At 68.2% G+C, this 23,237-nt stretch carries 24 protein-coding genes; 20 read left to right on the forward strand and 4 right to left on the reverse strand.

The features are described from left to right. Positions 1-278 precede the first annotated feature (278 nt). Entirely contained in the window at positions 279-1,595 is a 1,317-nt protein-coding gene (locus IH80_RS0134360; RefSeq protein WP_158943735.1) for a hypothetical protein, read from the reverse strand. 682 nt (positions 1,596-2,277) lie between these two features. On the opposite strand from IH80_RS0134360, the gene IH80_RS0134370 reads away from it, so the two are divergent. From IH80_RS0134370 to IH80_RS0134425, 12 genes are all read left to right on the forward strand, one after another. Then, complete coding sequence (locus IH80_RS0134370; RefSeq protein ID WP_158943737.1) at positions 2,278-3,516, forward strand: TfuA-like protein; 1,239 nt, start codon at positions 2,278-2,280, stop codon at positions 3,514-3,516. Continuing rightward, entirely contained in the window at positions 3,509-4,645 is a 1,137-nt protein-coding gene (locus tag IH80_RS0134375; RefSeq protein ID WP_037881970.1) for a YcaO-like family protein, read from the forward strand. Before IH80_RS0134370 ends, IH80_RS0134375 begins: the two co-directional genes overlap by 8 nt. A gap of 114 nt (positions 4,646-4,759) precedes the next feature. Beyond that, positions 4,760-5,470 (forward strand): hypothetical protein, encoded by a 711-nt coding sequence (locus tag IH80_RS0134380; RefSeq protein ID WP_158943741.1) that lies wholly within the window; start codon positions 4,760-4,762, stop codon positions 5,468-5,470. Next, a complete protein-coding gene (locus IH80_RS0134385) occupies positions 5,467-5,775 on the forward strand; it encodes a hypothetical protein (protein WP_051810246.1) in 309 nt (102 codons plus the stop codon). The genes IH80_RS0134380 and IH80_RS0134385 overlap by 4 nt, the downstream gene beginning before the upstream one ends. A 34-nt stretch (positions 5,776-5,809) precedes the next feature. Beyond that, positions 5,810-6,217, forward strand: a complete 408-nt coding sequence (locus IH80_RS0134390; RefSeq protein WP_158943743.1) for a hypothetical protein — start codon at positions 5,810-5,812, stop codon at positions 6,215-6,217. Positions 6,218-6,267: 50 nt separating this feature from the next. Then, complete coding sequence (locus IH80_RS0134395) at positions 6,268-7,335, forward strand: acyl-CoA dehydrogenase family protein (protein ID WP_267883538.1); 1,068 nt, start codon at positions 6,268-6,270, stop codon at positions 7,333-7,335. Between the two features lie 26 nt (positions 7,336-7,361). Beyond that, complete coding sequence (locus tag IH80_RS0134400) at positions 7,362-7,580, forward strand: phosphopantetheine-binding protein (RefSeq protein WP_158943748.1); 219 nt, start codon at positions 7,362-7,364, stop codon at positions 7,578-7,580. Beyond that, positions 7,577-9,136, forward strand: coding sequence for an amino acid adenylation domain-containing protein (locus tag IH80_RS0134405; RefSeq protein ID WP_051810248.1), 1,560 nt, complete (start codon positions 7,577-7,579; stop codon positions 9,134-9,136). The genes IH80_RS0134400 and IH80_RS0134405 overlap by 4 nt, the downstream gene beginning before the upstream one ends. 13 nt (positions 9,137-9,149) lie before the next feature. After that, positions 9,150-10,433: an MFS transporter gene (locus IH80_RS0134410; RefSeq protein WP_030965694.1), complete on the forward strand. Its 1,284-nt coding sequence runs from the start codon at positions 9,150-9,152 to the stop codon at positions 10,431-10,433. Between the two features lie 70 nt (positions 10,434-10,503). Further along, positions 10,504-11,259 (forward strand): class I SAM-dependent methyltransferase, encoded by a 756-nt coding sequence (locus IH80_RS0134415; protein WP_030965695.1) that lies wholly within the window; start codon positions 10,504-10,506, stop codon positions 11,257-11,259. 2 nt (positions 11,260-11,261) lie between these two features. After that, positions 11,262-12,170: a phytanoyl-CoA dioxygenase family protein gene (locus IH80_RS0134420; protein WP_030965696.1), complete on the forward strand. Its 909-nt coding sequence runs from the start codon at positions 11,262-11,264 to the stop codon at positions 12,168-12,170. A gap of 55 nt (positions 12,171-12,225) precedes the next feature. After that, positions 12,226-12,744, forward strand: a complete 519-nt coding sequence (locus IH80_RS0134425) for a hypothetical protein (protein ID WP_158943750.1) — start codon at positions 12,226-12,228, stop codon at positions 12,742-12,744. Positions 12,745-13,040: 296 nt separating this feature from the next. On the opposite strand, the gene IH80_RS0134435 is transcribed toward IH80_RS0134425, so the two are convergent. After that, positions 13,041-13,790, reverse strand: a complete 750-nt coding sequence (locus tag IH80_RS0134435) for an IS5/IS1182 family transposase (RefSeq protein ID WP_030965698.1) — start codon at positions 13,788-13,790, stop codon at positions 13,041-13,043. Between the two features lie 42 nt (positions 13,791-13,832). Next, entirely contained in the window at positions 13,833-14,063 is a 231-nt protein-coding gene (locus IH80_RS45500) for a hypothetical protein (RefSeq protein ID WP_199819349.1), read from the reverse strand. Positions 14,064-14,607: 544 nt separating this feature from the next. Between IH80_RS45500 and IH80_RS43060 the strand changes: the two genes are divergently transcribed. The 4 genes from IH80_RS43060 (at position 14,608) to IH80_RS0134460 (ending at position 18,230) form a co-directional block, all read left to right on the forward strand. Further along, the gene (locus IH80_RS43060) at positions 14,608-15,216 is read left to right on the forward strand and encodes an RNA polymerase sigma factor (protein ID WP_051810249.1); all 609 of its coding nucleotides are present in this window, start codon (positions 14,608-14,610) and stop codon (positions 15,214-15,216) included. A 5-nt stretch (positions 15,217-15,221) separates the two neighbouring features. Beyond that, positions 15,222-16,895, forward strand: coding sequence for an IclR family transcriptional regulator domain-containing protein (locus tag IH80_RS41220; RefSeq protein ID WP_158943752.1), 1,674 nt, complete (start codon positions 15,222-15,224; stop codon positions 16,893-16,895). A gap of 394 nt (positions 16,896-17,289) precedes the next feature. Continuing rightward, complete coding sequence (locus tag IH80_RS45080; RefSeq protein ID WP_158943754.1) at positions 17,290-17,460, forward strand: hypothetical protein; 171 nt, start codon at positions 17,290-17,292, stop codon at positions 17,458-17,460. A gap of 386 nt (positions 17,461-17,846) precedes the next feature. Then, entirely contained in the window at positions 17,847-18,230 is a 384-nt protein-coding gene (locus tag IH80_RS0134460; RefSeq protein WP_158943756.1) for a hypothetical protein, read from the forward strand. Between the two features lie 368 nt (positions 18,231-18,598). Here IH80_RS0134460 and IH80_RS0134475 read toward each other — a convergent pair whose 3' ends face one another. Then, positions 18,599-19,636, reverse strand: coding sequence for a hypothetical protein (locus IH80_RS0134475; protein WP_030965705.1), 1,038 nt, complete (start codon positions 19,634-19,636; stop codon positions 18,599-18,601). A gap of 201 nt (positions 19,637-19,837) precedes the next feature. Here IH80_RS0134475 and IH80_RS0134480 point away from each other — a divergent pair, with 201 nt between their 5' ends. The 4 genes from IH80_RS0134480 (at position 19,838) to hemC (ending at position 23,119) form a co-directional block, all read left to right on the forward strand. Continuing rightward, positions 19,838-20,068, forward strand: a complete 231-nt coding sequence (locus IH80_RS0134480; protein WP_030965706.1) for a hypothetical protein — start codon at positions 19,838-19,840, stop codon at positions 20,066-20,068. 564 nt (positions 20,069-20,632) lie between these two features. Then, positions 20,633-21,604 (forward strand): hypothetical protein, encoded by a 972-nt coding sequence (locus IH80_RS0134490; protein ID WP_051810251.1) that lies wholly within the window; start codon positions 20,633-20,635, stop codon positions 21,602-21,604. Beyond that, positions 21,597-22,169 (forward strand): class I SAM-dependent methyltransferase, encoded by a 573-nt coding sequence (locus IH80_RS0134495; RefSeq protein ID WP_030965709.1) that lies wholly within the window; start codon positions 21,597-21,599, stop codon positions 22,167-22,169. Before IH80_RS0134490 ends, IH80_RS0134495 begins: the two co-directional genes overlap by 8 nt. Positions 22,170-22,186: 17 nt before the next feature. Then, positions 22,187-23,119 (forward strand): hydroxymethylbilane synthase, encoded by a 933-nt coding sequence (gene hemC / locus IH80_RS0134500; RefSeq protein WP_030965710.1) that lies wholly within the window; start codon positions 22,187-22,189, stop codon positions 23,117-23,119. Positions 23,120-23,237: the final 118 nt, after the last annotated feature.

The following is a 23,237-nucleotide window of genomic DNA, read 5'->3' on the forward strand; positions in this document are numbered from 1 at the left end:
AAGGTGCTGCCGCTGTTTCCCGTGAACATCCAGAGTGCCGATGATCACTAAACGCCGCCGGAACCCACGAACAAACGCTGTCGGTTGACGGTTCTGGCACACATTTCGTGAGGACGATCAGCGGGGGACTGGACGAGTCCTGGTCAGTGCTCTGGGTGCAAGGACGTGATCGTGCAGGGGTGCCGTCGTGGCAGGCGGTGAGGCTGAGGACCCACTCCAGAATGCGCACCTGGCGCCATGGGCCGGTCGGGCGGCAGGAGCGGTGCTACGCCATTTCCTCAGGCGAGGTAACGGCGATCCAGACTCTTTGGAACCACGGCCGGGTAGTCGAGGAAGCGTCGGCGAGGCGCGGGTTGCGACGGTGCGGCCGGAACAAGGGCACGGCCCTCAGAGCCGATGCGCATGACCTGAGGCGCAAACGTGACGTTGTGCCTCCTCGCCACTGCTTCCAGGTGGTATACGACACCTTCGTGCACGACGTTCTCGTCCCGCGTTGCCAGATAGACGAACACGGGATCGACCTCGCCCAGCAGTGACCTCGGTATCCGAGGGGGGAGCGTGAGTGCGTAGTAGCGAGGCCCGTCTCTCATCTGGTGGCGTTCCAGCCAGGAGCGGCCGAAGGGGCGCAGGCTGGTGAACATTGCGAAACTCCACTCGAGCTTCACGCCCGCCACCACCAGCAGGAAGTTCACACAAAACGCCACCCCGATCAGGGCGTGGACAAGAAGTCCCCCACCGACGGCAGCGGCGACTACGTCCGCAGGAGACAGCACCGCCATCGCGCACAGAACTCCGTAGGCCGCCCCTTGGTAGAAGTCCTTGAACAGCCAGCTTGCCGAGCGGTGACCGGCCGCGGTCCGCCCACCGGCCAGAGCGAGGAGGCCGACGAAGATTGCTGCGCCCAGCAGTTCCTTTGGGATACCGGTGACTGCGATCTGCCCGCTGGGCGAGAGCATGGTCACCCACAGAACCAGAGCAACGACCGAGAAGGGGAAGTTGCCCGAAACCCCGAAGGCGAGGTGCATCAGGATCGCCAGCCACAAAGCCCAGCTTTCTGACCCGGACACGCACACCAGGAGACCTGTCACGAGCTCGGCGGCGATCACCACGACGGGTACCGCCTTCTGGATCCTTGGGAAATCCGGCAGGCCGACCAGCCGGAAGTAGTGCGCGGTGACGACACGGCCAGCACTGCGTTCCGAGAACAAGTACTCGTCATTGACCTTGAACAATGCCGCCGTCAGATAGAGGCCGACGAGCAGGTCCTGTGCGACAAGGGGATGGAGGCGAGTGGGGGTGAACGCTATGGCGGCCACCGTCACCGCCCCAAGCCAACAGTGATCCGACAGCCTCATGTGCGTCGCGAGCATCCAAAAGGAGATCAACGCGACCACGATGGTGCGCCCGACGAAAGAAGGCACTGTCAGCGCAATGAGCAGGGCCAGCGGCAAGGCCAGCAACTGGCCGGCGGTCGCCGACCGGCGAGGCAGCCTGACCCCGAATACTGGGGCGTAGTGGTGGCCTACACCTGAAAATCCATACTCCCAGAGCCGATTGAGCTGATGGAAGAAGAGAGCGGCCACCATGAGCGACATGGGAGTGACCTGAAAAACCACGCGCACCCCGTCTGCTGAGACTGATCATTCGCGATTTTTGATCATGCGTTGCCCTTGCGTCGGCAGTCAACGGCCGTTTCCAGACGCCTGACGACTGAATTTGGCCAACTCTTTGGCCTGGCCGAGAGTTGCAGCGTCTGTAGCCACCCCACGTTCTGCGATTCGATGCGCTGCGAGCATCGAGATGTCTCAAGACGAGTTGCGCTGCGGCTGGAATTGACCTCCTTCGTGAAGGTACAAGTCAAAACGTGGCGAGTTTTCGCAGGCGCGCTTTCGGTCTTCCTTGTGCACGTGATATATGGGCCGGGATTCCGGAAAAAGTCCCTGGATGTTGTGATCGAAATCGATGTAGCATCCATTTGGCGCCACAGCAGGCGTTGAAAAGTTCGCTCATTCACGGATAGGGAGACAGGCATGGCTGAGGTCATTGTCGAGACGACCAGCGACGTCGAGGAGCTCACGGGGGAGGACTTCGAGGGCCTGTTCGACGACAGCCCGCTGATCATCACCGACAGCGAAGTGCGTAACTGAAGCGTCGGCATCCGGGCGTCATCGCTGACTGAACCGCCCGTGCCGGCTCGACCGTCGGCACGCTACTGAAGAACGGGGGAGGGGTATGGCGGTTCACGTGTTCGTCGGGCCGTCGTGCCCTGAACCTCTCGTGAACAAGTACCATCCGGATTTCGTCCTGCACGGCCCCGTCCGACACGGAGACCTCTTTCCACAGACGCTTTCCGCCGGAGACGTCGTCGTCATCGTGGACGGGATCTACCACCACCGCTTGGCGCTCCGACACAAAGAGATCCTCGACGCGCTCGCGCGAGGAATCACGGTCATCGGCGCCGCCAGCATCGGAGCCCTGCGAGCGGCGGAGCTCGACGAGTTCGGCATGATAGGTGTCGGTCGCGTCTACCGCTGGTACCGCGACGGGGTTTTCGAGGGGGACGACGCCGTCAGTGTGGCCCACGGCGAAGAAGGCTTGCCCGTGGGTATCAACGTCCCCCTGGTCAACCTTCACGCAGCCGTCGTGGCCGCCGACTCGGCAGGAGTCCTCACCCGCGATGCGGGCCGACGTCTGATGACGCGGCTGGAGCATGAGTACTACCCGATGCGCACCCTGGACCGCGTTCTCGCCCTGGCCCGGGAATGCGGCGAAGCCGCGTTCGCCGACTGGTATGCCGGCCAAGTCTTCGCCGAACCCGGGGTCTTCGACCAGAAGCGGTCTGACGCGCTTGAGGCATGCGCGCTCGCCGAGCGACTCGCCTTCCCTCCACGCACCGCACCGGCCTCCACCCCGACGAGCCGGCGCGACTGGCGCACGGAGTTCTACCGACGATGGCGCAACCGCTACGCCCCGCCCGACCCCTGGGTGCATCACCGGGTCGCCTATCAGCAGATATTCACCCTGGACTTCCCCGACATCTGGTGGGATTTCCTGCACCGTTCCTCGGATCTGGGGTCCTTTGGCGCCCCGGACCGTTTCCGGAACCATGTGCTCCAACACCTGGGCCCAACGGTCGCGCAGTGGCTCGACGAACCGGAGTTGCGCACCAGGATCACCGCATTGCTGTGTCCTCTGCCCGACCTCGCAGAGCCCCGCGAGGCGCAGCTTCTCCTGTGCCGGGAAACGGCGCAGGACCGGACCAAGGTGTCCCACTGGCTACACCGCATGGAACACCACATGGAGAATCATCCGGAGCGCAGCCTCAGCCAGATCACCGACGCTGTGTGCAGACGGCTGCTCAGCCGGATTTGGGATGCCCCCACCACTGAGGAACTGGCCTTGGAATGCGGTCGCCGGGGCTTCGCGTCCCTGAGCCACGCGGCCTCGGCCCTGCGGCCCTTCACCATCGGCTATCTCGCCTCCCTTCAGACAACAGAAGGAGAGCTCGATGCGTAGGGTAAGACTGCCCGGCACGCACCGAGCCGTTCCCCCGGAGACCACCTGGGAGCGGGTCGAACCCAGACTGCGCCACTACGGCATCACTCGGGTGGCCGACATCACCCGTCTGGACAACATTGGCATCCCCGTGTTCCTGGCGGTACGGCCGGCATCACAGACCCTGGCCGTGTCGCAGGGCAAGGGCGCATCCCCCCTCCTCGCCAGGCTTTCCGCGGTCATGGAGTCCATCGAGCTGTGGCATGCAGAACATCCTGCGCTCTCCACCTTCGTCGCCGAGCCCATGTGCCTCGGCCTGCCCTACGCCATGACCGATCTGAACCTCAGGGTGACCGGCAACTGGGTCTCCCAGCTCGATCTGCCGTGGGTCCAGGCCCGGTCGCTACTGGACGACCGTCACATACCGGTACCGCTTGACCTTGTCAGGCTCTCCTACAGCGGAGAACACTTCTGGCGCCCGCGCCTGTTCGAGTCGAGCAGTACGGGGCTCGCCTCCGGCAACACCTTTGCGGAGGCATGCCTGCACGGCTTGTACGAAGCGGTCGAGCGCGACGTTCTGGCGGCACACCCGTCTCGTAGGGACGCACGGCGGTTGCGGATCGCCCCGGGGAGAGTCAGGGATGAGCACCTGCGCTCGCTCATGAACCGGCTCACCGATGCCGGCGTGGAGTTCGACATCTCCTGCATTCCGAACCGCTTCGGGATACCGACGTTCGCCGCCCTGGTGTGGTCCCCCCTGTTTCCCATCGTGTGTGCCGGCTCCGGCACTCACATGGACCCCGTGGTCGCGCTCTCCCGAGCCCTGACCGAAGCCGTGCAGAGCCGACTGACCGAGATCAGCGCCACCCGCGACGACATCCCCTCGACCCAAGACACCTGGCGGGACGCCTGCGCAGATCCGGGATTCCCGGCTACCCCGGGCTTGAGTTTCGATGAAGCGCTGCACGGCCACAGTGCCGACTTTGACGACATGGAGGAAGAGCTTGCATACGTCACACGTTGCATCAGGGACGTCACCGGCCATGGCCCCATGGCGGTTCTACTCTCCGACCCGTCCGAGCCGTTCAGCGTCGTCCGGGTTGTCTGCCCAGGTCTCGCGTACTCAGAGGGCCGCACACTGACCGCCTGACAAAAGACCCAGTGAGTGCAAGCCCAGGATCAGCCATTGCGAGGTTTGGTAGTGAAAGTTCAACGGGGCCGGTTTCACCACTCGGAGGGGTACATCCTTGAGTATGAGGTCACGGTGCCCGACGTCGTCGAAAGCCCCTACCTGCACATCCTCTTCCACGGGTTCAGCCGGATAGAGAAGCACGTGCCTCCGGTCTTCGCGCGCAAGCAGTGGAAGCAGGCGCAGACGTCCGTGTGCCTGTCCTTCTCTGATCCCATCCACCTGCACACCCAGGACTCGTGCTGCGGCTGGTTTCTTCTGGGCGAGGAGGAGTTCGTACCGCACATGTACGGGCTGCGGACGTCGCTGCTCGAGGACCACGCGCTGAAGGGCACCGTATGGCACGGCCTGTCGTCAGGCGGATACGCGGCCCTCAAGCACTGCATGCGCGCCGGCGGCGACGATCTGGCGTTCGTCGTCTCACCGCACAACGACCCGACTGTTCTGCCGCAGTGGGAAAGGGAGGCGGAGCCGTTCAGCCATCTTTCCGCAATGGCCGCACCGGAGACGATGACGGACATCCTCGCCGACTGGGCAGCACCGGGATCCGGCCGGTCTCTGTACGCACTGCTCTCCGAGCAGGACTCCTATTTCGCGCTGGAACACCTGCGCCCCATCATGCGTGGTCTGAGCGGCAGCCAAGGCGTCCGTGCCGTCATGCTCCGTGACGGCAGGGGCCACGGCTTCATCAAGGACGCCGACTACGACTCCCAACTCCACGAGGCCATCCGTGGCTGGGAGGAGTACCGGGCACACATCTCCGAGACGGTGAGGACCGACAAATGACAGCGCAGGATCGAGGGGAGAACCCGGTGTCCGAGGTCGAGGTCCTCCTGTCCACGCCACTCGCCCGCTTCGCCGGAGGTGAGACCAGGTTCCAGGTGCCGGCCGGAACGTTCCGGCACATCATGGCCGGAGTGTACGAGCGTCACCCCGCTCTGCGTCGGCAGGTTGCGGACAAGGGCGGGGCCTTTCTGCCCTTCGTGAGCGTATTCCTCGGGGAGGACAACATCCGAGACCTCGACTCGATGGATGTCGTGGTGGCCCCGCGGACCACGGTGATGATCATGTCGGCGGTCGCCGGTGGCTAGGCCCATACCCCCGCGGACCATCCGCGAAGCCACGGTGCACGATGCCGAGTCCATCCGCGAGGTGTACGGAGCCGATGCCGTGGGGGACCTCGTCTCCCGTCTGGCGGACAGCCGCACCGAGGCCGGCACCACCCACTACGTTGTCGAATCCGACGCCCTGGTTGTCGCGGTCTTCTCCGTCACCGCACTTGCGCGGCTGCGGCCCGGCGGGAAGAGCCGGTTGATACTCCACGAGATCAAGTTTCGACCGAACCTTCGGGGCACGGGCATCGCCGGGGACATTTTCCAGTGGCTGGCGACCAGCCTCGCCGTGGGAACCGAGTACGAGCTGCTCGCCCTCACTGCGCCGGGACAGCATCCCGCCGTATTCGACGATTTCGGCCTGTCGGAGTCTCACCACGTCTTCAAGTGGCCTGTCCGGAGTGGCGGTGAGCGGACATGACACAGCCTTGGTCTGCGCCGGATACGGAGTTCACCGCCTGGCTGACCGGGATGAGATCCTGGGCGTCCAAGTGCCGTGATACCGCAGCCGCATGGGACGGTGCGGCCTCCCAAGGTCTCTTGTCTATGGCCGTTCCCGAGTGTGCGGGCGGTGCAGGTGGCGGATACGAAGCCGCCTGCCGTGCACTGGATGCGTTCGCCGAGGAGAGCGGACTGAGCGGTCTGTCCTTCGCGATGGCCGCACAGATGTGGGCATGCCAAGAACCCATCCTTGAGTTCGGCAGCAACGCGCAGCGCGGGCAGTACCTGGAGCCGCTCATGGCGGGCACGGCGGTCGGGGCCTTCGCGGCCACCGAGTACGACTCGGGCTCCGACCTGCTGTCCCTGCGGACCCGCGCCGAACGGAGCAGTGACGGCCGGTGGCAACTGAGCGGCGCCAAGACCTTCATCACCAATGGCCCGACTGCGGACGTCTTCCTAGTGCTCGCCCGTACCGCCGAAGGCAGTCCACTGTCCGGGCTCACGGCCTTCCTCGTCCCCAGAGGTGCCCGGGGTCTGCACATTGGGAAGGCCATCGACAAAGCCGGACTGGCGGGTGCGCAACTGGGCTCCCTCCATCTGGACGACTGTGTGGTCGGCGAGGCCGACCTGCTCGGCCCTGCCGGCGCCGGATTCGCCGTTCTCATGCATGCCATGCGCCACGAAAGGGCGTTCATCCTTGCGCCGACACTCGGGCTGATGAGCAGGGCGCTGAGCCGAGCGATCGAGCACACCCGTACACGTGACCAGTTCGGGCAACCCATCAGCTCGTACGACACGATCCGGCAGCGCCTCGTACGGATGCACCTGAGCCTGACCAGTGCACGGGAGGTGCTGTATGCCACCGCTCGAAAGGCGGACGGCAACGCCCTCGACCACGGGCTCTCGGCACTGACGAAGCTGCATGTCAGTGCAGAGTTCAACCGCTTCTGCCAGGAACTGCCTGACCTGTACGGCGGCTACGCGCTGCTGCCGGAGACGGGAGCTCTTGCGCTGATGGCCGATGCAGTGGCCAGCCGGTACTACTCGGGGACCTCAGACATGCAGATGAAGATCATCGCGGAAGGACTTGGTTTGTGATGCCGGAAGACTCCATGCTCCGGTCCGTGCTTGCGGCCGTCCAGGAGGTGGCGCCCGCGGCTGCGGTGAACGAGGACACCCAGCTCATCGCCACCCGGACCATTGATTCCCTGTCGCTGCTGAGCCTGGTGTCACTCCTCGAGAGCGAATTCTCCGTCACCATCCGCGACTCGGAGATCCTCCCGGCACACTTCGACACCCCCCTCGCGATCCGGGCGTTCCTGAAATCGAAGGGGTGCCGATGAACTCCGGCCGATCGCTGGCGGACGACTTACGGGCGACCGCTAGGCGCTACCCAGGGCGTACCGCAGTCATCGACGGAACGACCACCCTCAGCTACGCGGAACTGGACAAGATCGCGGAACGCGTCTCCCAGGCCCTGTGTGACGCGGGCGTTCGCCCCGGAGACTGCGTCGCCTGGTACGGGGCGAAGTCCTCGCTGGCCGTGGCGGCCGTCCACGGCATTCTCCGCTCAGGAGCCGGGTACGTGCCCATCGACCCGGACGGACCCATCGCCCGTGCCGAGCTGATAGTCAGCCGCAGCCTTCCCCGCGTACTGGTGTCGGACACCGCAGCCCGTGACCAGTGGCGCACAGTGGCCCCCAACCTCACCTGGCGTCCTCTGCCCACCGCATCCACGGTCGTGGCCCCGCTGTGGTATACCGTCCCGACGTCGCTCCCGCGCGCGCCGCTCCCGGATCTTGCATACGTTTTCCACACTTCCGGGAGCACCGGCCACCCCAAAGGCGTGGTCCACACCCATGCGAGCGCATCGGCATTCGTCGACTGGGCTGTGGAGGAAGTCCAGCTCACCGAGCAGGACGTCATCATCAACTCGGCGCCGCTGCACTTCGACCCCACCACGCTCCACCTCTTCGGCGCCGCGCGCGTAGGTGCCGCTGTCGCCCTGATGCCGGCGTCCGCGGCGCCGTTTCCCGCCGCCTATATCGATTTCTGCCGTCAGGTCGGCGGCACCGTCTGGTACGCGGTGACATCAACCCTCGTCTGGCTCGCTCGCCGGGGCAAGGAACTGCTACCGCATCTCGGATCGCTGCGCGCAGCCGTCACAGGCGGTGAGCCACTGCAGGCGGGAGACGTGAACGTGCTGCTCTCGGCCCTCCCCGGGATACGACTGCTCAACGTGTACGGCCCTACCGAGAGTAACGTCTGCACGTTCCACGAGATTGAAGGCCCCCAGCCCCCTGATGCGATCATCCCGATCGGCAGGGTTCTGCCCGGAGCCGAGATAGCGGTGGTGGACGAGTGGCTGGAGCCGGTGAAGCCCGGCACACCGGGCCGGCTCCTGGTCCGCGGCAGCATGCTGATGGAGGGCTACCTGGATCCTGAACAGACGGCACGCTCCTTCGTACGCACCGCTGACGGCCGGCAGTGGTACGCCAGCGGTGACGTGGTCCAGGAGAACAGGACAGGGGACCTGGAGTTCATCGGGCGCGAAGACGACCAGATCAAGTCGCGCGGCTTCCGGGTGGAACTGGGCGAGATCGAACGGCACCTCCACACCGTCGACGGCATCCACGACTGTGCAGCCGTGGCGACACCCGACCCCCTCTTCTCCAATCTGATCACGGCGTTCGTGAGCACAAGCGGCCTCGACGCAGTTAAACCACTGCCCGATCTGCTGCGGGACCGGCTGCCCCACTACATGGTGCCGCAGCGCTTCGTGCTCGTCGACGGCGAGCTGCCCCGGAACTCCAATGGCAAGGTCGACCGCAAGGCCTTGACGGAACTCGCTGCTCAGCTGGCCCTCGGTGACAACCCCGGGCTGACCAGCTTCCACTGAAATAAGGAAAACCTTGTCGATCTCCCCCAAAGCCGACATAGCCTCAGACGCATCCGTCGAAGTTCTCAAGGTTCCGGATTTCAGACGGCTGTGGGTAGCCAACGGCTTCCGATACGCAGCGGCAGAGGTCGCCTCCTTCGCGCTGCCCGTCACCGCCCTCCTCCTGCTGGACGCATCGCCCCTGGCGATGAGCCTGATCTTCGTGTGCAGCAGAATCGGATTCCTGGTGATGGGGTTGCCTGCAGGCGTGTGGATCGACCGCTGGCGCAAGAAGCCCGTGATGATCTGGGCGGACGTCGTGTACATGCTGGCCTTCGGAAGCGTACCGATCGCGTACTTCCTCGGCGTGCTCTCGATCGCCCAGCTGGTCGCGGTGGCGATCGCCGTGAGCCTGGCTGGGGTGTTTTTCGACGTGGCGCACAACAGCGTGCTGCCGTTCGTGCTGCCCCGGCGGCGAGTGTCGGACGGAAACGCCAGACTGCAGAGCTCGGAGACAGCCATCCAAGCCGTCTCTCCCAGCGTGGCCGGCGTCGTGACTCAGGGCGTGGCCGCCCCGTTCCTCTACTGCTTCGCCGCGCTCAGCCACCTCACCTCACTTCTGGTGCTACGGCGCATCCACTCCCAGGACGACATCGCGCGCGGCGCGGACGGCTCCGAACGCCGGTTCCGTCGTGAGGTCGCGGAGGGGATCCGCGTTCTGTTCAAACAGCCGCTGCTCCGCCTCCTTCTCAACCAGGCCGCACTCAACAACATCGGCGCGGGAATCATCCTGTCGATGCTTCCGGTCTTCCTGCTCAAGGAGATCGGCGTCACCACCTGGCTCTACGGCCTCCTGTCGACGCTCGGCGCTCTGGCCGGCTTCGCAACCTCCCTCCTGGCACCGAAACTGAGGCGCCGGTTCGGTGAGATCCGGATGACACTGGTCTTTTCCGCCCTGACTCCCTTCGCGGTCCTCGCGGCGCCGCTTGCCGGGGTGTTCCGCCAGGCGGCGGTGCCGCTCATCGCGCTGGCGCAGGTCCTCATCGGTGTTGCCATCGTCGGCAGGGCCGTGTCCACGGCCGGGCTGCGTGCCCGTGTGACGCCCGACAAGTACATGGGACGGGTCACGGCGGCATACAGCGTCGTCATTCAGGGCGCCACCCCGCTGGGAGCCCTCATCGGAGGAGCGGTCGCCAGCCACTGGTCCACCGGTGCGGCGCTCTGGGCAGGCGCGCTGGCCATGGCGATCCCTCTTGTTCTCTTGCTTCTGTCCCCGCTCCGCGGCTGTCGGACACTCCCCTCGGAGTGGGAAGTATGAGCCCGCTTCCCTCAGCCGGCAGCCGCCCTCCTGCGCCCCATAAGTTCCCACAGCACTTGGGAGACACACCATGAGCGTTCACGCCCCAGTCCTCGACCTCACCTCCGGCGGGGATCCCTTCGGGACTGCTGTTCTGGAAGCCTGGAAGGCAGGCCCGCGCCTCGGCCTCTTCCACGAAATCATCGAGCGGGACGACGGCCTGATCACCGTCAACGACATCCATCGGTACTTCGCCCCCTTCGAGGAATGGGGACCGCTGGAGCAACAGCTCTGCGAGCGGGCAGCGCAACGGGTGCTGGACGTGGGATGCGGTCCCGGCCGGCACGCCACGCACCTGCTGGCCCAAGGCCACGAGGTACTGGGAATCGAGCCGTCGCCCGGTGCGGCCACGGTGGCCCGTGAACGAGGCGTGGACGTACTGACCGCTTCGGTCGAGAGCCTCGAACCCGCTCTCGGGACGTTCGACACCATCCTGCTCGGAGGACAGAACCTCGGGCTCCTGGGAAGCCGGGAGAAGGCCGGCGGCGTGCTGCGCCGCCTGGCCTCACTCACCAAGCCCGGTGGGGCGCTGCTGGGCGTGAGTATCGACCCCTACACATTGACGAGCGACTGCAACCGCGCGTACCGGGACAAGAACCGTGCCCTGGGCCGTCTGCCCGGCCAACAGCGGCTGCGCATCAGGGACGGCGCTGTTTCGACGTCCTGGTTCGACTACCTCTTCGTCTCCGCGACTGAACTGGAAGAACTGCTGAGCGGTACACCGTGGCAGCTCCATGAACTGGTTCCGCACGGAAAGCAATATCTGGCGCACCTCGTAAGGAGCTGACCATGGCCACACTCGACCCGGGCGTTATGGAGAAGGTCGGCGGGGAATTGACCGATCAAGGGTTCTCCATCATCCGCAACGCAGTGCCAGCGGGCTTGCTGGAGGAAGCAAGAGCCCATGTCGACTGGCTCACCCGCAAATATCCTGATTTGCGTCCCGAGCATTTTCACCATCCTCTGATCCGCAAAGACGCCTTCTGGGTCCGCCTGGTATCGGACCCCCACCTGGTGGACATTGCCGAGTATTTCCTCGGTCCCGATCTTGCGTGCTTCACCGCGCACTACATCTGCAAGCCCCCGTACGATGGACAGCCGGTTCTGTGGCACCAGGACGGCGCCTACTGGAAACTGGCGCCGATGAAAGCGCTGTCCGTCTGGCTGGCCATCGACGAGAGCACTACAGAGAATGGCTGCCTGCGCATGATCCCCGGCAGCCACAAGCTGCCGCTCTACAGGCCGAACCGGCGGACGGACCGCCCCAACATGCTTTTCTCGGAGGCCGATGACGGACTGGTGGCTCAGTGGGCCGAGGAGCGCGGCATCGTTGACATCGAGCTCAACCCCGGCGACGTATCGATCCACCACCCCCATCTGCTGCACTGCTCGGAGCCGAACACCTCGCCCAAGCGGCGGTGTGGACTCGACATGGGGTACATCGCCACCTCCACGCGGATTGAGAGCCGTGGGGTCTACCTGGACCCGGTACTGGTGCGCGGTGAACCCGTCGAGGGTGTGAACCACTATCGGGATCTGCCGCGGTACACCCCGACCGAGACCATCCCGTTCACCGGCCACGAGACCTGGAACGCCCAACCGGGTGTCGCCCGGGAAGGCTCCGATCTTGATGAAGCCCCCATCGCGACGACCGAGCGCATGATCGAGCGACTTCGAGAGGGTAACGTTGCCGACTGAGGCGCACACGAACCAGAGGATCGTCCACCTACGGGACCGGGACGACGGCCAGCGCATGAAGGACGTCGTCTACGTGCATCCGCCGCGCTACAAGGGGGCGGATTTTCAGAACCCCGCAGGGCTGCCACGCCCCATGGTGGGTGGATTCCCCTTCCCGTGGGTCACCCCCATGGGAGACGACGGGCCTCTCTTCCGCGAGATCGAGCGGGTCAAAGCGGAGCTTTGCCGCCGCTTATGGGGCTGCCAAGTTTGCGGGGACGATCTTGGCGCCGCTGCTTGGGTGGCGCTCGAGAGGCCGGAGGAGGGAGCGGCCGTGGTTTCGTCTGCCGCCATCCACCCTGCCTGTCTGCGGATTGCGTTGGACTACTGCCCCGCCCTTGGCGACGCGGCCCGTGGTTACGCCTTCACCGAAGTGCTCGAAGACGACATCGTCCCCGTCGACGGCGGCACGCAGGGCCGTGCGCCAAAGATCCGCTGGCATCTGCGACCGCTTTCCGAGACGGCACGGCCAGAACGCGTCAGGGTATTTCTCTCCGTGGCCGATGTGAGAGAACAAGGCCTCAGAAGGGAGTAGCAATTCGATGGGGGCCCCAATGTCTTTGGTCAAGGGGGTCGGGTGGCAGTGTGACTGTCATGAGTGAGGACATGCCTGTTCGAGAGTCGGTGGTCGAAGGCATGCGGCCGTGCGACTTCTGCCGTCATCCGGTCGTGAGGCCGGCCTCGAAGCCGGCGTCGGCGGTGTCACACACGATCCCGAGTTCCTCCAGCTCGGCCGCGCGTCCGTCGGTCATGTTGAACGAGCGGTACATCGGCAGATGACTGTCCGCACGAGCTGCCACTGACCGGAGGTCGTCCCGTCAATGAGCTTCTTCAGCGTTGCAGCTCCAGGGTGAGGACGGCCTTGGCGATTGACGTCATGCGGTTGGGACTGCATCGGGACCTGCGGAAGATCCGCCAGGACTTCAGGCGGGCGACTCCACGTTCGACGGGTGCCCGTGTGGCGGCCAGGGCACGGTTGCGAGTCTTCTGGGTGGGGGTCAGTTTCTTCAGGGGCCTGCGTTTGATGCCCGTGGTCAGCCACGGACCGGCGCCCTGGGAGGCGAGATCGGCCACGATGGGAACGCCCTGGCGCTCGCAGATGCGGATGATCCGGTGGGTGCGGGCGGCGGTCAGGTCGTGGGTGCGGCCCGGCAGGGCGGGTGAGAGCCACAGCAGCCGGCCGCCGGGATCGGTGACGACCTGCACGTTCACGCCGTGGCGCCGGTGCTTGGGGGAGTAGTCGGCCCGGCCGTCGCCGACCCGGTCGCATTCAGCGAGAGTGCCGTCGAGCAGGACGAAGTCGGGATCATGCTCGCGCAGCGTCCTCAGCAGACCCGGCGCACGCGCGGCGAGCAGGTCGACGACCGCGCTGGTGTAGGCATGGGCGGTGGACTCGCTGATCCCGAACCCGGCAGCGATCTTCGCCAGAGTGATGTGCTCTCGCAGGTACACCAGTGCCACCATCGCTCGCTGGGACGGACGGAGCTTGCAGCGCCGGTCGCCCTCACGGGTGACGATCAGCATGGTGACCCACTCCACGAGTGCGTGCGGCAGGTCGAGTGCGGCAGGATGCGTGACCAACGAGGCCCCCGAGCAACGTGATCGAGACGTCAGACATCTCGATCAACAGCCCGGGGGCCTCGCTCGTTTCGCTTCACGGACCGTCACCCGATCGGTGGCCACATCGAAGAAGCTCATCCACTGCGGGCAGCCCGGGTCTCTCCTACGGCGGTCCAGGCATTCCAGGTCGCCCTTCTTCGTCTTGCCGTACAGCGACTCGCACAGCCTGCGGTCTTCAAGGTCGTCGAGGTTCAGTTCGGAGAGGTTGATCTCGCCGAGTTCCTTGTGGAACACGCGCGCGCCATACAAATGACGCTATGGACTGCCACTGACAATCAACAGAGCGCAATGTTTTGCGGGTTGGCAAATCAGGGGCACGTGCCCAGACCCGGCTACCGCAGCCCGACCGTGCTCCACGCCGAGGAGGCGTTCCGCTTCAGCCCAACTGGACTCCTGCGCCCGGTTGTCACTCTCCCGGGTGAACGCGAGGTGCCTTGGGGGAGAAGTGGGGGGTGTGCGTCGTCTGGGGGGCGAGGACGTGGGTTCGGCGTCCTCGTGTCCCACAGATCTTGGAGATCCACGAGATGACGCTGTCGGAGTCGACCGGGTACGCCCCGGCCGTCGTGAGCGCGGTGTCCGCGCTGGGCAGGGTGGTGCGTCCGTGCCGGCGAGGACCCGGTCGCCGTAAGTCCCCTGGGGCGGATGCCGCAGAGGACATGGGTGGGGAGATCGTCTCCGCCCCCACTCCGGGTGATGGCACGGCCGTGCCGGCGGCCGCAGCCACCACGGTGGTGCCGGGTACGGCTGGCGCCAGCCCGGGCGGGAAGTGAGGACCGCGGTGGGCGAGCAGGCCTCGGAGGAAGCGGCGGTCCTGGCCGCGAACGTGGCGCAGCGGGTGTTCGAGGCGTTCACGCCGTTCATGGAGACGGAGCCGGCCAGGCTGCGCAAGGAGTTCCGGACGCTGTCGTATGCGACCTGCTGCGACGTGGCGAAGGAGGCGTACCTGAGGGTGGGCGAGGCGGCTACCGAGGGGAAGCTGAAGGCGGACACGGACGTGGAGGCGTACCTGCACACGGCCGCGCGCAACCTCGCGATCGACAAGTACCGCCAGCAGAAGCGGATGCGGCGGCACACCGTCCAGATGGGCGGGGACGCCCTGGACATGCTTCCGGCGCAGCGCACGCTCTCGGCGGAGGACCGGGAGGTCCTGGAGCAGTTGGTGATTCCGCAGATCCGAGGGATGCGGGACAGCCAGCGACGGCGGGTGGTGGAGCTGCAGAGCCGCGGGCTGAGCGATGGGGAGATCGCGGTCCTGATGGGCATACCGGTGGGCCGTCTGCACAACCTGCGGAACAAGGCCGTCACGCATCTAAGGGGCAAGCTCGCTGGGCATATTCGGGACGAGCACCGGAAGACGAAGAAGGATGACGGGGAGAAGGACAGGTGACGGATGTGAGCAGGTACGAAGGCCACTCCGGTGGGGCTGCGGGCCCGGATCCGGTGGTCCCGGCCGGGCTCGCGGACCTGCTGGACGAACTCGCCGGGCCGCCGGACTTCTGGAACCGGCCGCGGGGGAACTTCGGGCCGTTGGATGACGCGTACGGGCTGAGCCTGGAGGAGCGGGAGCACGCCAACTCGATGTACCGGTTGGGCTCGAAGACGCTGGTCCGCGGCGAGCTGCTGGTGGCCGCGAAGTGGCTGGGCTCGGCGGCCGAGGCCGGGCACCCGGGCGCGCTGTTCCGCATGGCCGCGCTGACCGCCCGCGCCGGCGGGCCGGTGGAGGATGTGCGGTTCCTGGTCGCGGAGGCCGCCCGGCACGGGCACGCGGATGCCGAGCGGCTGCTGGCCGGGACGGTCGGCCGGAGGATCAGCGGCAGCTGGACGGTTCAGGACCCGGACTTCTTCGACGAGGTCCGTATCGGGATGGGCAAGCCTCTCGTCCTGCAGACCGACAACGATGACGAGGGCGCCGACAGCCCCGGCGACCGCGGGGCGGCAGGGCCGGACGGGCCGCGGCTCGTCCTGCTGCCCCGGACCCGCAGCAAGGAGAACGGGGTACGGCAGCGGCCCGGACGCTCGGCCGGGCTCAGGCCGGTCGCCGCGAGCGGCACCACGGGCCCGACGACGGTGACTGCGCCGGCCGTGCTGCCCGCACCGGCCGATCCGGCGGCTCCGAAGGCCGCCGTCCCGCTCGCGCTCCGGCCGGCAGCAGTAGGGAACGGCGGGGAGACCGGGGCGTGGGTGGTGGGTGCGCTGCGGCCGGCGGTGCTGACCGAGATGGCCAGGAGCCGTCTCGTCCCCGCCGACACCGCCCAGCAGTGGAAGGCCGCCTACCGCGCGCTGGATCTGCTGCTCCACATCGAGGCGTCGCAGGGCATCGCCAGCCGGACGCTGCGGCGCCGCGCGCAGCTGTCGGCCGCGGGACTCGACTTACTGCTGGGCCTGCTGCGCAGCCAGCAGATGGTCACCACCGTCTCCGGCGTCCACTTCCCCGGCCCTGTCCTGGCGATGGCCCGCCGGGGCGACCCGCCGGAGCGGCTCGTCCAGCAGTCCCTGGACCGGCTGCGCGACCAGACCCGGGCGGCGATCTACATCAGCACCTACGCCGGCGGGCAAGTCGTCGTGCCGCACCACTCCGTGGGGCCGCAGGCACCCGGTGTGCAGCAGTGGGTGGACTTCCGCGACACCGCGCACGCCAGCGCCAACGGCAAGGCGCTGCTGTCCCAGCTCACCTTCGAAGAGCGCATGGACCACCTGACCCGCTACCAGCAGATCAAGCTCACCGACCACACAATCACCACCTCCCGCGAGCTGTTCCAGGCCCTCGACGGCGGCGGACCCCACGCCGCGCAGTACGACTACCGCGAGTACTCCCGGCGTAACGTGTGCGTCGCGTACTCCGTCGGGACCCCGGGCAGGGCCACCTGCGTCGCCCTGTCCCTGCCCGCCGGCGAGGAACACCGCCTCCGGCAGGCCGCGCGGGTACTGCGGGCCCACTCCGCCGGGCTCCTGCTATCCCTGCTGCTCGCCGAACAGGCCGGCAGCCACCCTCCCCTGTCCCTGTCCGACCAAGCACCCTTCGAAGGAACCGCCGGCACGCAGATCCGCGTCTCCGCACACCGCTAGCCGACCAGGTCCGGGCACGGCTACCCCTTCAGCGGTGCCCGCCCGGACCAGGCACACAAAGCCACGGAGCACACGGCCGCCCTGCGACTCGGGCCTCACACACCCGCCAACCGTCGACCCGGAGCACGGAGCTGCGCGGCGGCATAGCCGAACAGGCCGCCCCACGCCCCCGCGCACGGCGCCGTCAGCATGCCCTCCGGGCACCCGGCGCTCCCCGAAGCCCGGGCACCCGGGAGCTACCCCTCCCAAACCACGTCCAACGACGACCCCTGCGAGGTACAGCGTGTCTCTGACCACCCCCAACCCGACCGCCACCCCGCCTCCCGCCGCTCCAGCCGGCCCACAGGGAGGTGGCGCTTCCAGCCCGGACGGACCGACGAGGACCGTCAAGGTCATGGCGATCCTCATCGCCGTCCTGTCCGGGGCGCTCGGCGCCCTCCTCGCCTTCGTCCTCACCCGTCACCTCGGCGCGAGCGAGCTCGTCGCGGCGGGCTCGGCCGGCGTCACCTTCCTCGGCGTCGCCGGCACGGTGAAGTACATCGAGGAGAAGCTCAATCTCCTGTAGGGCCCGCCTCACGGCCCCTCCGGCATTCCCGCCGCATCGGCGCCCCGAAGGAGAGGCAGGGCAGGATCCCTCCCGGTCATCCCTTCGGTGGTTCCCGGTACGTGACCGGCCCGGGCGGGGGAGGCTGGACGCCGCGGGCCGGCCGACTGGCGGCCGGCCGGACTGCCGGGAGCGGGTGACCGTTGGTGGACAGGGTCCTCAACACGCTGAGTGCCGCGCACACGGGATCGGGTGGGGGTGTTGCTCGCCGACGGCAGCGAGCCCGGCCCGGTCTACTACGACGTGGGCAGCGGCGCGCACATGCCGTCACCGCGCGAGTAGCACGCCTACGACGGCCGGTCCGGCCGCCCCCGGGCCGCGGCCCTGCGGGGCAGCTGTTCCTGCGGATGGCGGGGGATGGCCGAGTACCGCTCGACTGGACCGTCCTGCCCGTGGACCGGCCGCTGTACGAGGCGGACGTCGACCTCTCCGGGCCCGTCGCGGACTACGACGCGCACCTGTCGGTGATCCGGCACTCCGCCGTGCAACTTCCCGCCGAGCTCGTAGGGCTTCTCAACGAGCTTGTCCGCCGACTTGAGGGCCTTGCCGCTGAGGAGCCGCTGGTGGCGTTGAAGGCACTGGCGGACCTGCGGTACGTCATCGCCGAGGTCGGTCAGGACGCGGCCTGCGAGGCCGCCGCCCAGGAGGTACCGCTCGAGGAGATCGCGACCGGGCTCGGCACCAGCGAGGCCGCAGCTCGTACCTACCTCAACAGCTACCTTCACCCCTGACTCCACGAAGGCGCCCCTCCCTCATGCGGGCAGGGTCAGCCGGGATCCGAGGCGGAAACGCATCTCGCCGGCCGCGTAGCGGATCTCCTCGGAGTGGGTGTCGTCCTCGAGCACACCGAGGAGCACCATCAGGGCCCGGGCTCGTCCCCGCTGAACAGCTTCAGGCGGGGCTCGGTCATCCCGTCGAGGAGCACGTCCAACATCTCGTCCATGCAGGCAACAACGCCCGCCCACGCACCGGAGTCACCCCGGCCTGCAGCCGGGTGGCGGTGCTCGCGGGAGCGCCGCCACCACGCCAGGACGCGCGGGCAATGGCGGGCCGGCTGCGGCAGGCCCCCGCCCATCCGGCGTTTCGGCGGTGAGCTGCGTCAGCCGCTGCGTTCGGTGCAGCGAGCCGATGGGCTCGGCGCGGGGACCGGCGTCGAGGTGGCGGAGGGGCTCGGCGTCGGCGACTCCGCCGGTGTCGGGGAGGTGTCCGGGGTCGGCGGCTCGTCCGGCGTCGGGGAAGTGGACGGCGTCGGGAAGCCGCGGAGCAGTGGGTGCCCGGGGGAAAGGGTGATGAAGGCGGCTGGTTGGGCGGCGAACGCCACGGGCCGGACGTTTCCGTGGCCGTTGGACGAGACGGCGTCGGCGTGCCGGGCGGCGGCCTGGGTGCGTCCGTCCGGGCAGTCGCCAGGTGTGCCGGTGAAGGAGTCGCTCACCAGGATCGTGGCCACCGCCGCGACGGCGACCGCCAGCACCGCGGCTGCAGGGCGTAACCGGGTCACTGTGCCCCTGCCCGGGAGCAAGCCGGCGCGCACGGGCCCGCTTGCGGCAGGTTGGGGTTCGGGGCTGTCCGGCGTCGTGTCGGTCGTCGTCTCGCGGGACCGGTCGAGGAGCTCGTCGGCGTCGCGGCGGGCCCGGGCGCGGATGTCCTCGGCGTCGGTGTGCGCGCTCGTACGGATTCGTTCGGCTTCCGCGTGCGCGGCCGTGCGCAGGGCTTCGGCGTCGCGGACGGCGTCGTCGTGGACCTGGCGAACCGTGGCTCGGACCCGCTTGTTGCCGGCCTGGGCCCGGCGCTGGAGCAGCTTGACGTCCTGCCAGCGCCCCCGCCACTCCTCCACGAGCCCGGCATCGGCCCGGAACTTCGCGGCGGCCAGCTTGTCCAGGCCGCTGGGGGTGGTGACAACCCGCAGATATTCCAGGAGCGTCTCGAGGGAGGGCAGGCGCTTGCCGGAGAGCATCTCGTTCAGGCCGGTCGTGGTCAGGCGCGGCCGCACCGAGGCGCCGGCGACCGTGCTGTACGAGGGTGAGCCGCCGGATATGTGGAACAGGTTCAGCTTCTCGGCGAAGACGTCCAGCGCGGCCTCGTAGGCGTCGATCGCCTCACAGTCCTGCGGCTCGACCCCGGATTCCTCTACTGCCATCAAACCCCCCTGCTTGTGCGGAAAAGCCACGCTAGAGGGCGGTGAGGCCGTACGTATGCGGATTCGGACGAACGCTTCCGGACGCTTCGCCCCGTCCGGAACCGGCCCGCTCCCCGGCGGCCGAAGCGGAAGGTCATCCGGGTCCGAGCGGGCCCGTACGGATCACTGGGAACGGGGGCCGCAGGCCGCTCTCCTGGAGTCATGACCAACACCCGCACCACCCCGCAGACACCCGACCCCGACCCCGATCCTGCCCAGTCCCCGGCGACCCGCGAGCCGGACCCCGGTGCGCGCCGTGTTCCCGACGCTGTGGTCCTGGTCGCGCTCCTCGCCTCCTGCGCCGGTATCTACCTCGCCGTCGGTGAAGCCGGCTTCACCGGCGTCATCAGCGCCGTCGCCGCCCTCTACGGCACCTGGCGCGCACGCCGATGAACCCGAGGCAGGAACAGGCCCCGGGTCAGAAGGCGACGGCAACGCGTTGGCCGAGCGCGACAGCCGCGCGCCGGCACCCCGCCCGGACCGCGGCCAGGTCCGCCGGGACGTCCGTCCTCCGCCGCTCGGTGGCGGCGGACGCCGTGCGGGCTGCCGCGTGCAGTTCGGCCCGTGCGGTCGCACCGTCACCGGGCAGCAGCGTGAGCCCGGCGGGCCGCGACCGTCACGAGCAGCCGCGCCAGCTCCGCCAGCACGGACACCGTCCGGTGGATGGGCACGCCGAGCAGAGGCGCTCACCCTGCGAGGGCGTCCCGGATCTGCTCGCGCAGTCCGTCGATCCCCGCGTGCGCGGCGTCGGGCGCGATACCGGCGCTCATCTGCCGATGGTCACCGCCACCACCGACAACACCCTCGAGCCGGGCCCGACGGTGCGAGCCAGAGCATGCGCGAGACCGCCACCCTCTCGACGGGGCGGCCGCCCGGCGCGCGCCGCGAGGTGAGCGCTGTCGAGTGCCTTCTGTGCGCCCTTGGTTGCCGACATGCTGTCGGTATGTACTCGGCGGCATGACCATCCTCACCGAACACACAACGGCCTCCGAGGGCACCAACCCGGCCCGGGCCCGCCGTGCCGTCCGCACGCTCTACGCCGGCCCCACCCTGGCGGCCGCCGACCTGAGCGCTCCTCTCCTCGCACTTCCCGACGACGGGCAGGTGGAGACCGCGTTACCCGGCGCGGTCCCCCTCTCCGACGTACGGGAGACCGCCACCCGCTGGGCGGGACTCGGCATCCGGGGGGTGAAGGTCTTCGCGTACGGGCATGACCGGGACAGCCGCGCGAGCGGCGCTCTCCTGGCGGGCAACCGCATGGTGCGCGCCATCGCCGCGGTGAAGGCCGCGGCTCCCGGTACGGCGGTCACCAGCGAGGTGTGCGGGTGTTCGTGGACTGATCACGGCAGGTGTCTTCTCCTCACCGGCGAGGGCAGGATCGACCTGGACGCCACGTACGCGCTCATGGCCGCCATGGCGGTCCAGCACGCCGACGCCGGCGTGGACGTCGTCTCGCCGACCGCGATGCTCGATGGGTCGGTCCGTGTGGTGCGCGCGGCGCTGGACGAGGCGGGCCACCGGGACGTCGGGGTGAACCCGAACCTGGCGATCCACACCGGCCTGTACGGGCCGTTCAAGGCGCTCATGGCGACCGACCCGCGCTCCGGTCACCGCCGCGGCCTCCAGCTGGAGCCGGGCCGCGCCGAGCGTGACGCCCTCGTGCAGGCCCGCCGGTGGATCGCCGAGGGCGCCGACTCCCTCACTCTCCAGCCTGTGATGACGGCGGTGGATGTCCTGGTGCGCCTCCGCGACGACCAGAGGGTGCCGGTCGTCGCCTACTCCACCTCGGGCGAGTGGGCCGCCCTGAAGGCACTTGGCGCTGCGGGGATGACCGAATACCTCGGCATGCTCAAGCGGGCCGGAGCAGATCAGATCCTCACCTTCGCCGCGGAGACCGCGGCCCGTCACCTAGGGGCCGACCGTGCGTGACCTCCCTCGGCAGAGGCCGCCCCGGCTCGACGCGATCCTCGCGGACGCCGAGCAAGCCGGGTTCGCCATGTCCTGTGAGGACAGGACAGGCTCCCTCCTGGCGACCCTGGCCGCATCGAAGCCGGGCGGCCGACTTCTCGAGCTCGGCACAGGGGCCGGGGCCGGAGCCGCCTGGCTCACTGCGGGCATGGACGCCGGCGCCCACCTCACGACAGTCGAGACCGACCCGGCCGTACAGGCGATCGCGCGCCGCCACCTCGCAGCGGATCCGCGGATCGAGTTCGTCACGGCGGACGCCGATGCGTGGCTGACCGGCGCGGGCGGACCCTACGACTTCGCGTATGTCGACTGCCGGCCGGGCAAGTACCACCGGCTGGACGATCTCCTCGCACTCCTGGCCCCCGGAGCCCTCTACGTGGTGGACGACATGCTCCCCCAGGCCACCTGGCCCGAGGACCACCAGCCGCGGGTCGACGGCTTTCTCGAACGGCTGCCCGAAGTCGCCAACTTCCTTGCCACGCCGATGCGGTGGGCCTCAGGGCTGGTCGTCGCCGCGAAGGTCTGAGGGCGTATCGTGCCCTCATGCCCGCTGATCTGATCCGCATCGTCTCCCGCGACTCACCCATGGCACTGGCCCAGGTCGAGCGCGTCCGTGCCGAGCTCGCCGCCCTCCACCCCGGGATCGAAACCAGCGTCCTTCCGGTGAAGACCACCGGCGACAAGTGGATGGGCGACCTCAGCGCGGTCGAGGGCAAGGGCGCCTTCACCAAGGAAGTCGACGCGGCGATCCTCGCCGGGGAGGCCGACCTCGCGGTGCACTGCGTCAAGGACGTCCCGGCGGACCGGCCCCTGCCGGCCGGGACCACCTTCGCCGCGTTCCTCCGGCGTGACGACATCCGCGACGCCCTCGTCCACCCCGACGGGCTCACCCTCGACCAGCTGCCGCCCGGCACCCGCATCGGCACCTCCTCCGTACGCCGGATCGCCCAGCTCGCCGCCGCCTACCCGCACCTGACCTGCGTCCCCATCCGCGGCAACGCCAACTCCCGGCTCGCGAAACTCGAAGCCGGCGAGGCCGACGCGCTCCTCCTGGCCGTAGCCGGCCTGCACCGCATCGGCCGCCCCGACGCCATCACCGAGATCATCTCCGCCGACACCCTCATGCCGCCCATCGGCGCCGGCACCCTCGCCCTCCAGTGCCGCCAGGACGACGCCGCTCTCATCGACACCGTCAGCGCCCTCGGCCACCCCGACACCCACCGCGAAACCCTCGCCGAGCGCATGCTGCTGCACGTCCTCCAGGGCCACTGCAACAGCCCCATCGCCGGATACGCCCGAGCCGAACGCGGCGGCGACCTCTCCCTGCGGGCCTCGGTGTTCACCCCCGACGGCAAGGTCGTCCTCAACGCCCACGAGTGGGCCGGCCGCCTCGACCCCGCCACCCTCGGCACCTCCGTCGCCGTCGCTCTCCTGCGCCAGGGCGCCCGCGAAGTCATCGACAGCATCCCCCACTAGCCCCCGGACCACGGCACCTCGGCGGAGCGGGCAACCTTGGTGCGGCAGTCCGCACCGCGCCCGCGAGCTGGGCTCGACAACCCGCGGCGGGACCACGTCAGGGCCGCCACCTTGGACG

Origin of the sequence: Streptomyces sp. NRRL S-378, from assembly GCF_000720645.1 — a bacterium.
Lineage (GTDB): Bacteria > Actinomycetota > Actinomycetes > Streptomycetales > Streptomycetaceae > Streptomyces.